Origin of the sequence: Lutibacter sp. HS1-25, assembly GCF_004121075.1 — a bacterium.
In the GTDB taxonomy this organism is placed as follows: Bacteria; Bacteroidota; Bacteroidia; order Flavobacteriales; family Flavobacteriaceae; genus Lutibacter.
Genome location: NZ_RHLN01000163.1, coordinates 13,977 through 24,668 on the forward strand (window position 1 = coordinate 13,977; position 10,692 = coordinate 24,668).

The following is a 10,692-nucleotide window of genomic DNA, read 5'->3' on the forward strand; positions in this document are numbered from 1 at the left end:
AGTTAAATGAGTAAAATTAATTATTTTGTTTTAATCACAGGGTTTACATTGCTGTTCGCAGCATGTAAACCTGAGGTTAAACAACAAACACTTCAAACTGACAACACGGAATCTTTATTAGAAAACCGTTATCAACAGCTTTTAAATTACCCCATAGATTCTTTAGGATTTCCAAGAAGCATGTCTTTAAATCCAGATTCTATTCACAAAGCACCATCAAAAGATTGGACAAGTGGTTTTTTTCCAGGCAGCTTATGGCAACTTTACAAGTTAACAGGTAATGAAGCCTATAAAGAAAAAGCAGCTCAATGGACTGCTTTAATGGAAAACCAAAAATACAATGATAAAACTCATGACATGGGTTTTAAAATCTATTGCAGTTTTGGAGAAGGATTAAAAGTTGAAGACAACCAATTTTACAAAGATGTAATTGTACAAAGTGCTAAAACGCTTAGTACTCGTTTTAATAAAAAAGTGGGTTCTTTAAGATCTTGGGATTTTAATAGTGACATTTGGGAGTTTCCGGTAATCATAGACAATATGCTTAACTTGGAATTGCTTTTTGAAGCAACAAAGATTTCAGGAGATAGTACTTATCATAAAATTGCAGAAACACATGCAAGTACTACACTTAAAAATCATTTTAGACCAGATAATAGTATTTACCATGTGGTAGTTTATGACACCATAACAGGTGTTGCAAAGATGAAAGTAACGCATCAAGGTTTTAATGATGAATCTACTTGGGCGCGTGGTCAAGGTTGGGGTATTTACGGCTATACAATGGCATATCGTTATACCAAAAATCCAGCGTTTTTAAAACAAGCCGAAGCTACAGCTAAATTTTATATGGAACACAAAAATTTACCCGAAGATGGTATACCATACTGGGATTTTAATGATCCTGCAATTCCAAATGCACCGCGTGATGCATCAGCAGCAGCTGTTGTAACATCGGCTATGTACGAATTGTATGGCTTTACAAAAAACACCGTATATTTGGACTTTGCAAACAAAGTGTTGGCGAATTTAAATTCATCTAATTACATATTAAACGATAAGGTTAATGGCCCTTTCATTTTAAATCATAGTACAGGAAACTGGCCAAAAAATGATGAAATAGATGAACCAATCTCTTATGCCGATTACTATTTTTTAGAAGCCTTACTAAGAAAGAAAGCACTTTAAATTTCGTTAGATCTTAAAAATAAATAAATGAAAATTCCGACCTGTACTCACCTCAAATTCATTCAAAAAATAATTTTTGTAATTGTTTTAACAACTATTGTTTCTTGTTCAGCCAAAGGCAAACCTGAGCGTAGTAAAACCAACATAAATGATAGTTGGTTATATTTAGAAAACGATTCAGAAGCATTGCCAAATACACAAACCAAAGAATGGCAAAGTATTAATTTACCACATTCATGGAACAGTACTGATGTTACAGATTTAGAACCTGGTTATCGCAGAAATGGAAGTTGGTATGCCAAAAAATTGACTTTTAATAACGTTGTTCCTAATCAAAACTACTTTTTGTATTTTGAAGGAGCCAATATCAATACTCAGGTTTATGTAAATGGCAAAGAAGCTGGTGGTCATATTGGTGGTTATATTGGTTTTGAAATTGATATCACAAACTTTATTCATAAAGGCGAAAATGAAATTTTAGTTCGTGTTGATAATGGATACGACCCTGAAGTTATTCCTTCGCAAAAAAGTGATTTCTTTATTTATGGAGGTATTACGCGTGATGTTTGGTTGGTTACCAAACCAAATACACATATTGCCAAAATTCAAATTACAACACCAACAGTTTCTAATGAGAAAGCAACGTTAAATATTGAAGCTTCACTAAATAATATTGAAAATTCATCAAACTTAAGTTTAAAGGCAAGTTTACTAAATCCAAAAGGAGATGAAGTAGCAACCCAAAGTATTCCTGTTTCTGAAGCTACAACTACCATTTTATTTGATCAAATTTTAAATCCAGAATTATGGGATACTAAAACGCCAAACTTATATACGGTTAGTGTGTCTTTGGTTGAAAATAATACTGTAAAAGATCAGGTTGAAGACAAAGTAGGTTTTAGATGGTTTGAATTTGTAAAGAACGGCCCATTTTATTTAAACGGAAAACGTTTGTTATTACGCGGTACACACAGGCACGAAGAACACGCAGGTGTAGGTGCAGCAATGAGCAACAAACAACACCGTGCTGATATGGAATTGATAAAAGAAATGGGTGCTAATTTTGTTCGTTTGGCACATTACCCTCAAGACCCAGAAGTTTACAAGGCTTGTGATGAATTAGGATTATTGGTTTGGGACGAGTTACCTTGGTGTCGTGGTGGTGTTGGAAATGATATTTGGAAAACCAACGCTAAAAACATGTTAAGCGAAATTATTACACAAAATTACAACCATCCAAGTATTATTATTTGGTCTTTAGGTAATGAAATTTATTGGTTACCAGATTTTGAAGGTGGTGATGACACTACTAAAATAAATGATTTCTTAACCGAATTGAACGATCTTTCACACAAATTAGATCCAGCACGTAAAACAGCAATCAGAAAATATTATGAAGGATCACATATTGTAGATGTTTTTTCTCCTTCAATTTGGTCTGGATGGTATTCTGGAAGTTATAAAAGTTACCAAAAAGCAATTGATTTATACAAAAAAGAATACAACCACTTTTTACATGCTGAATATGGTGGCTCAAGTCACGTAGGGCGTCATTCTGAAAATCCTATCACAGGTGAAGGCTTAATTAAAGCCGATGGTTGGGAAGAAGCTATTGTACAAACTAAAGTTGCTAATATTGCACAAATTGGTGATTGGAGCGAAAATTATATTGTTGATTTGTTCGACTGGCATTTACGAATTTCAGAAACTGATACTACTTTTGTAGGAAATATTCAATGGGCATTTAAAGATTTTGGAACACCTTTAAGACCTGAAAATGACATTCCTTATATGAATCAAAAAGGGTTGGTTGACCGTAATGGAAATCCGAAAGATGCATTTTATGTTTTTAAAAGTTACTGGAGTGATGTGCCTTTTACATATATAGAATCTCATACTTGGACAGAACGCCAGGGACCAAAAGATTTGGCCAGAACCATCAGTGTTTATAGCAACTGTAACAAAGTAGCTTTTTACCACAACGATCAATTTTTAGGCGAAAAAGAGCGCGACATTAATAAGTTTCCTGCATCTGGTTTAACTTGGGATATCAACTTTACCGAAGGTGAAAACAAACTAGTAGCAGTTGGTATACCAACTACTGGTAACCAAGTTTCAGATACATTGACTGTAAATTATCGCTTTCAAAAAAACGGAACAGCTAAAGACTTAGTTATGTCTTATAAATTGTTAGAGAACGGTAATTACTTGGCAACTGCAAATGCTATTGATGAAAACGGATTACACTGTTTTGATTATGAAGACAGGGTTTATTTTCAATGCTTGAGTGGTGGAAAATTATTAGAAAGCCAAGGAACCCCTACCGGAAGTCAATCAATTGGTATGTCAAATGGAAAAGCTAGTATTGAAGTAATTCCTTTAGAAAAAAATAAAAACATTGAAGTGATGGTTATAAACCAAAGTTTTAAAGGAACTTATTTAACCATAACTCCATAATAGAATTTATATACATACTTGAATTAAAAAAGATGGCGAGGGAATTAATTTTTTTCCTCGCCATCCTTTTTTAGATTCAATAATAAAACTAGTAAAAACAGCTTAAATCTAGGGTTTTCAGTTGTTGTGCAACATTAGGAAAAACCAATAGAATATCGGATATTTGAATTATAAAAAGAGAAATATGGCAACAGTTGACAAAATAAGAACCGGATTAATTGACAAAATTCTTTCGATTAACAATAAAGATTTTTTAGAAGCTCTTGATAAACTAATTTCATCAAGTAAATCTGAATCAGAAATCGTAGAATTAACGAATGAGCAAAAATTAATGTTGGAAATGAGTGAAAATGATATAAAAACTGGAAAACTTATTTCTCAAGAAGCAATGAATAAAAGGAATCTTGAATGGCTAAACGAAATATAGTTTGGACAAAAACGGCTGACATTTTATTCGTGGGAATTTTAGAATATTGGGTTAAAAAGAATAAATCAAATACATTTTCAAAAAAACTTTTGAAATTAGTTACTGAAAGAACCTCACAGATTTCTGAAAAACCCTTTATTTATAAGTCAACTGATTTTAAAGATGTGAGAGTCGCTTCTTTGAAAAATTTTAGTATTTATTACAAAGTTACTGATGAACAAATATTAGTTACTGCCTTTTGGGATAATCGACAAAATCCGAAAAAACTTCTAAAAATACTGGATAATAAAAAATAACGTTACACAACACCTCATAATATTTAAACGTATTTTTAAACTCAATAACAAACTAACAAACATCTAACAATCGATTTGCTACGTCCGTAAAATCCCCGATTTTAAAGTCGCACAAATCTCATGAAAGCCCGTTACTACACATTAAAAAATCGTTAAAAAGATAACATAACTTTATTTTATTTATCTTTGATAATATGTTATTGATAAATCAAAATATAAAACGAGTTAAATCTTTATGTAAAAAACATAAAGTTGAAAAGTTATATCTATTTGGTTCTGCTACAAATGACACATTTTCTGAAAATAGTGATATTGATTTTCTTGTAAAATTTAATATATCTGACTTGAGCCTATACTTTGATAATTACATCTCTTTCAAAGAAAAATTAGAGAAACTTTTTAAAAGAGAGGTTGATTTAGTAGAGGAACAAACTTTAAAAAATCCTATTTTAATTAATTCAATAAATAAAAATAAAGAGTTAATTTATGGATGAAAGAATATTGAAATGGTTATATGATATCCATTTTGCATTAGAAGAAATTGAATCTTATTTTGAAAATACTGAAAAAGATTTTATTGAGTATCGAAAAAACACAATGCTTAAAAGAGCTATAGAAAGAGATTTAGAAATTATTGGAGAAGCTGTTAATAGAATTATAAAACGAGATTCTAACTTTGAAAAATTAATTTCTAATGCAAAAGCTATAATTGGATTGAGAAATCAAGTTATACATTCATACGATAATATCTCTGATGAAAATATTTGGTCAATTATTATAAATCATATTCCGAAACTTAAAAAGGAAGTTGAAAGTTTAATGTCTGAAAACAGATAAAACTGTAGCGACACCTGATAAAATTTAGACCTATTTTTAAACTCAATAACAAACATTCAACTAACAATTATCTCCAATTTCCTAACGCACAAATCTTATAAAATCCCGTTTAAATTACATTGAAATATCATAAAAGTATCAATTGTTAAATTTAAGCCCCAAAATTTTCAGTTACAATATTCTTTACTATTTTATTAAGTGATGTTAAACCTTTATAACTAGTATGCTCAAGTACAATAACAACCAAATCATCTTCCATATACTGTGTTATTCCTGTACAAAATCCATTCCATTTACCATAATGATAAATCGTGTTTTGATCTTTATTATCAATTCTAAAACCAAATCCATAAGGAACCTTTCGACCTTTAATTGTCTCACCTTCAGCATACATCAATTTTAATGATGCTTGTGTTAGCAATCTTCCGCTATTGAGTCCAAAAATCCATTTAAACAAATCTTCTGTGGTAGCATAAACATTTTTATCACCTACAACACCATCATTTACAGTTCTATTTATTTTTATGTGTCTCCATCCTCTTTGAACTCTAAATCCATCTAATTGATTTGCTTTGATACTATCTTTTTCAAAACTATACACAAAAGAATCTCTCATATCTAACGGATCAAAAATGTTCTTTTTTACAAAATCTGCAAAATTAGTTCCTGAAACTTTCTCAACAATTGATGCCAATACAAAATAATTGGTATTAGAATAATCAAATCTTCGCCCTGGTTCAAAATACCGTTGAACATTACTTGATTCTAACAAGTCCATCATTTCAGCATTGTTAGGGACTTTTTCTTGGTTCCATTTATGCTCTGCCACCCAAAAGTACTTTGGCAAACCTGCAGTATGATTTAATAAGTTTTTAATGGTAACATTTTTATATGGAAAATTTGGAAAATACTTATTTACAGTATCGTTAAGTTTAATTTGATTGCGCTCACACAACAGCATTATGGCTGCTGCTGTAAATTGCTTACTTACTGATGCCAATTGAAACAACGAAGTCTCATTTAAGGGTTCTTTTTTTGAGAAATCAGCGTAACCAATTTGGTTGCTGTACAATATTTTTCCATCTTTTGCTACCAATAACGACCCGTTAAAATCGCCTCTTTTGTTGATATTTTGAAGAAGTGAATCTAGTTTTCGACTCACTTTTTGCGTTTTTTCTTCAGAATAGCGTTCAATTAAATTAGGTGATTCTACAGGCTCTTTTTCAATTAAAACTTCTTTTTTCTTTTCAGTATTAAAAGAAATAATAATTACAATGCCCAAAACAGCAACAAATATTATGGCTACATATTTAAAATATTTTTTCAATTAAAACTAGGGGTTAAGATTAGGTCTGGCAAATTAGCAATCAATTTTAAATAATCCTAATCCCTTTATTTTTTTAACATAGAATTACATATTGTAATTTTGAAACCTAGCATTCAAAATAACATCCTTTGTCTAAATTACACAAAACCTTCAATTATTTTTGCAATAAATTACTTTTTGTGTCCCAAAAAATCTTCAACAAAAAAGAGGCTTTTAAAACAAAAGCCTCTTTTAAAGTTTAAATAATTTATTTCTGATAAGCTCCCGAAGAATAAGTTAGCTCATAACTATGGGTGTAAATCTCAAAAATTACCCCAAAAGGATCTTCAACATAAACCATTTTGTAAGGCTTTTCATTTGGATAATACTCTCTTATAGGCATACGTTGTTTACCGCCGTAAGCAACAATTTTATCAACCAATTCTTCAATATCAGGATCTTGCACACAAAAGTGAAATAGTCCTGTTTTAAATGGTGAAAATGCTGGTTTCTCATCGCTCATATTTGGAAAAGAAAACAATTCAATACCTACTCCATCTGAAGTAGCCATATGCGCTATTTCAAAAGTTTCCCATTTTTCACCAAAAACGTCTATACACATTTGACCTATGGCAGTTTCTCTTTCTTTTTTTACTTCTGAAGGCTGCATAATTACATACCAACCCATTACTTCTTCATAAAATTTTACGGCTTTTTCAATATTGGGAACGGTAATTCCAATATGAGAAAAGGACCTTGGATACACTTTTTCTTTCATAATTTTCTGAATTTTATATAGTTAATAAATATACTTAATTTTTTATTATAAATTATTAAATGCAGTATCTAACCAATTCATTCTTTTGATGTACCAATTTTTTAAATGAGCAACTTCTTCTTCATAAGTATTATAAACTACAGGATTTGGCCAAATATAATTTCCTAAAACATCCCATTTGTCATCGTTTTCTTTTTGAGCCAGATTGAGATAATTTGCATAAAAATCTATTTTATCCAATATTAAATTTTGATTTCTTTTAAAATATAAAAAACGATTCTTTACTCTTGACACAAACATTGGATCTTGAAAAAGTCTGTGATACCAAGGATTGTCTTTTACCCAAAATCCTTCAGGAAATTCACTATCAGCATAGTCTACATTTCCAAATGCCAAGTCAAAATCCCAAAGAGGTCCCATTTTTATTTTTCCGCCAGGAATAACATTTAAAAAAATACTTGACCAAAATTTTGAGTCTACGTTTTTTGTAATTTCACTAATTAAATACCAATCGATAAAACTATCTAAATCAATATACTTTAAATAACCATCTATAGGATCTTTAAAATTACTGCCTTTTAAAGCGGCTTCAAACTCATTTATTAAATTTTTGGCATAGTTGAATTCATAACTTTCATAAGCTACTTCTGGCTCTTTTATATTGATTAAAAACTCATTTGTATAGAAAAAAACATCATCTGCTTCCATCCGTTCCAATTGATCAATTTCTAACAAATACCCGGTATCGCCTAAATTAACTCTATTGCTACTTTCTTCTACTTTTTGGGTAATATGATACGTTCCGTTGTATTTATTATTTACAAATACTTCAGCAAAAACACTTTGAGGTGTCCAATCTAGCTTACTCAAATAACCCATTTCAAAAGCAATACGATTTCTCATTAAAGTTTTATCTGAATGCTCAGCCAAGAAAATCCATTTTTTATCTTTTGGCATTCCTAAAAACGCTGTTTTGCTATCAAACTTCATTTGATAAGCTTTTTTAGGATGAGTATACCAGGTAGAATTACCTCTACCCCTTATTTCCATTTCAGAATTTTCTAAATTATAAAAATTTTGACCTCCATAAACAGACGCTAAACCTAACCTATAATCTTCTTTAGAATCGATTGGAACTCCATTTGTATTTAAATAAACAATAGGTAAACCTGTAAAATAAGTAAGATCTACTTTGTATTCCTTTTCTTGCCCGTTTGAAGTTTTTACAGTGTAATAAACAATTTTGCTAAAATCGTTATCCGTTAAACCACTAACTTGTGTATCATTATTCAATAAAACAACAGATCCATTATGACTGAATGTTGCTATTAAATTTTCAACAGCAGCTCCATAAGGAAGCCTTCCAGAAATATTATTATCTTCAATTTCTAAATAAACATCAAAACTTAAGCTTGGATTTTCAGCTTTTAAAAATGAAAAACTTGTAATGTCAGTCCCTTCAATTATTGGTTCTACAACAACGGTATCTTCACTACAATTTATTAGTAAAAAAGCGATTAATATCAAGCTGAGTTTTTTCATAATAATTACTTTGTGTAAAATTTAATTATTGCTTTATCAATTCTCTAACAGCAGTTCCTTTTTCAGAATAAATATGAAGCAAATAAATTCCGCTAGGTAGATCCTTCATATTAATTGAATTAAAATTGGTTTTTACTTCCATCATTTTGCTTCCTAACATTGAAAATATTTCAATTTTCTGAATTTCTTTCAATTGTGAACTAACATGTAAAATATCAGTAACAGGGTTTGGATACATTTTTATTGAATTGTTTAATATTTCATCATCAACTCCTAAAGTTGAAGGAGAGGTTTGCATTCCTCCAATAGACGATTCAAGAGTAGGATTAACAATTAAACCTGTAACTCTTAACCCATACTGAATGTGAGCATCTGTTAAAGCATTGTTAGCTGCTGGAAAAGTAACTACGTAAGAGCCCGGACCTGTAATTTCTTGTGTATACGGGCTATTGTAAGAATAGTCTTCATTAAAAACAAGTATAAAAGCTTCAACCTTGTACCCTACCGGAAAATCAAAACTATCTACATTAACATAAAAATTAACGGTTACATTGGTTGTACCATCAGTAAACCAAGATTTGTCAATATAATCACCCGTTGTCTTGTCTTTTTGAATAAAAGTATTTCCTGCAAAAACTTTATTAGCTTTACCATCAGGTGTTACCCAGTAAGGATCTGAAGATTTCCAAGTATTAAAGTTAGGCTTCACAGTTATGGTATTTCCCGAAAAAATAGTTTTAAGATCAGAAAGACCCCAAAAAGAACCAAACTCCCAAGAAGTTCCATTAGTTTGAAAAACATTTGCGTAACCAAGCCAATTTGGAGTAGTACCATCTGTTGTAACATTTTTTACTGTTTGACCTTGTACAAAAGCTATTGTTATTAAAAAAAATGAGATTGTTAAACTAAGTTTTTTCATAATGATTACTTTGTATAAAATTTAATTATTGCTTTATCAATTTTCTAACAGCAGTTCCTTTTTCAGAATAAATATGAAGCAAATAAATTCCGCTAGGTAAATCCCTCATATTAATTGAATTAAAATTGGTTTTTACTTCCATCATTTTGCTTCCTAACATTGAAAATATTTCAATTTTCTGAATTTCTTTCAATTGTGAACTAACATGTAAAATATCAGTAACAGGGTTTGGATACATTTTTATTGAATTGTTTAATATTTCATCATCAACTCCTAAAGTTGAAGGAGAGGTTTGCATTCCTCCAATAGACGATTCAAGAGTAGGATTAACAATTAAACCTGTAACTCTTAACCCATACTGAATGTGAGCATCTGTTAAAGCATTGTTAGCTGCTGGAAAAGTAACTACGTAAGAGCCCGGACCTGTAATTTCTTGTGTATACGGGCTATTGTAAGAATAGTCTTCATTAAAAACAAGTATAAAAGCTTCAACCTTGTACCCTACCGGAAAATCAAAACTATCTACATTAACATAAAAATTAACGGTTACATTGGTTGTACCATCAGTAAACCAAGATTTGTCAATATAATCACCCGTTGTCTTGTCTTTTTGAATAAAAGTATTTCCTGCAAAAACTTTATTAGCTTTACCATCAGGTGTTACCCAGTAAGGATCTGAAGATTTCCAAGTATTAAAGTTAGGCTTCACAGTTATGGTATTTCCCGAAAAAATAGTTTTAAGATCAGAAAGACCCCAAAAAGAACCAAACTCCCAAGAAGTTCCATTAGTTTGAAAAACATTTGCGTAACCAAGCCAATTTGGAGTAGTACCATCTGTTGTAACATTTTTTACTGTTTGACCTTGTACAAAAGCTATTGTTATTAAAAAAAATGAGATTGTTAAACTAAGTTTTTTCATAATGATTACTTTGTATAAAATTT

The 10,692-nt window shown here is 30.5% G+C and carries 11 protein-coding genes; 6 read left to right on the top strand and 5 right to left on the bottom strand.

The window, feature by feature from the left end:
* The first annotated feature begins 6 nt into the window (after positions 1 to 6).
* The 6 genes from EC396_RS17655 to EC396_RS17680 all read left to right on the top strand — a co-directional run bounded on the left by EC396_RS17655 (position 7) and on the right by EC396_RS17680 (position 5,205).
* The gene (locus tag EC396_RS17655) at positions 7 to 1,188 is read left to right on the top strand and encodes a glycoside hydrolase family 88 protein (RefSeq protein WP_129368182.1); all 1,182 of its coding nucleotides are present in this window, start codon (positions 7 to 9) and stop codon (positions 1,186 to 1,188) included.
* Between the two features lie 27 nt (positions 1,189 to 1,215).
* The gene (locus tag EC396_RS17660; RefSeq protein WP_129368183.1) at positions 1,216 to 3,645 is read left to right on the top strand and encodes a glycoside hydrolase family 2 protein; all 2,430 of its coding nucleotides are present in this window, start codon (positions 1,216 to 1,218) and stop codon (positions 3,643 to 3,645) included.
* 184 nt (positions 3,646 to 3,829) lie between these two features.
* Positions 3,830 to 4,072 carry a hypothetical protein gene (locus EC396_RS17665; RefSeq protein ID WP_129368184.1) on the top strand — a complete coding sequence of 81 codons (243 nt, stop codon included), beginning with the start codon at positions 3,830 to 3,832 and terminating at the stop codon, positions 4,070 to 4,072.
* Positions 4,054 to 4,368, top strand: a complete 315-nt coding sequence (locus EC396_RS17670; RefSeq protein ID WP_129368185.1) for a type II toxin-antitoxin system RelE/ParE family toxin — start codon at positions 4,054 to 4,056, stop codon at positions 4,366 to 4,368. Before EC396_RS17665 ends, EC396_RS17670 begins: the two co-directional genes overlap by 19 nt.
* 194 nt (positions 4,369 to 4,562) lie before the next feature.
* Complete coding sequence (locus EC396_RS17675; RefSeq protein WP_129368186.1) at positions 4,563 to 4,862, top strand: nucleotidyltransferase family protein; 300 nt, start codon at positions 4,563 to 4,565, stop codon at positions 4,860 to 4,862.
* Positions 4,855 to 5,205 (top strand): DUF86 domain-containing protein, encoded by a 351-nt coding sequence (locus EC396_RS17680; protein WP_129368187.1) that lies wholly within the window; start codon positions 4,855 to 4,857, stop codon positions 5,203 to 5,205. Before EC396_RS17675 ends, EC396_RS17680 begins: the two co-directional genes overlap by 8 nt.
* A gap of 151 nt (positions 5,206 to 5,356) precedes the next feature.
* Here the strand turns inward: EC396_RS17680 and EC396_RS17685 are convergent, their stop codons facing one another.
* The 5 genes from EC396_RS17685 to EC396_RS17705 all read right to left on the bottom strand — a co-directional run bounded on the left by EC396_RS17685 (position 5,357) and on the right by EC396_RS17705 (position 10,669).
* Positions 5,357 to 6,532, bottom strand: a complete 1,176-nt coding sequence (locus EC396_RS17685; RefSeq protein ID WP_129368188.1) for a serine hydrolase — start codon at positions 6,530 to 6,532, stop codon at positions 5,357 to 5,359.
* Between the two features lie 247 nt (positions 6,533 to 6,779).
* On the bottom strand, positions 6,780 to 7,289 hold the full coding sequence (locus EC396_RS17690; protein WP_129368189.1) for a lactoylglutathione lyase family protein: 510 nt from the start codon (positions 7,287 to 7,289) through the stop codon (positions 6,780 to 6,782).
* A gap of 45 nt (positions 7,290 to 7,334) precedes the next feature.
* Positions 7,335 to 8,831: a CotH kinase family protein gene (locus EC396_RS17695; RefSeq protein WP_129368190.1), complete on the bottom strand. Its 1,497-nt coding sequence runs from the start codon at positions 8,829 to 8,831 to the stop codon at positions 7,335 to 7,337.
* Between the two features lie 25 nt (positions 8,832 to 8,856).
* Positions 8,857 to 9,750, bottom strand: a complete 894-nt coding sequence (locus EC396_RS17700; RefSeq protein WP_129368191.1) for a T9SS type A sorting domain-containing protein — start codon at positions 9,748 to 9,750, stop codon at positions 8,857 to 8,859.
* 25 nt (positions 9,751 to 9,775) lie between these two features.
* Positions 9,776 to 10,669 carry a T9SS type A sorting domain-containing protein gene (locus EC396_RS17705; protein WP_129368192.1) on the bottom strand — a complete coding sequence of 298 codons (894 nt, stop codon included), beginning with the start codon at positions 10,667 to 10,669 and terminating at the stop codon, positions 9,776 to 9,778.
* Positions 10,670 to 10,692 lie beyond the last annotated feature (23 nt).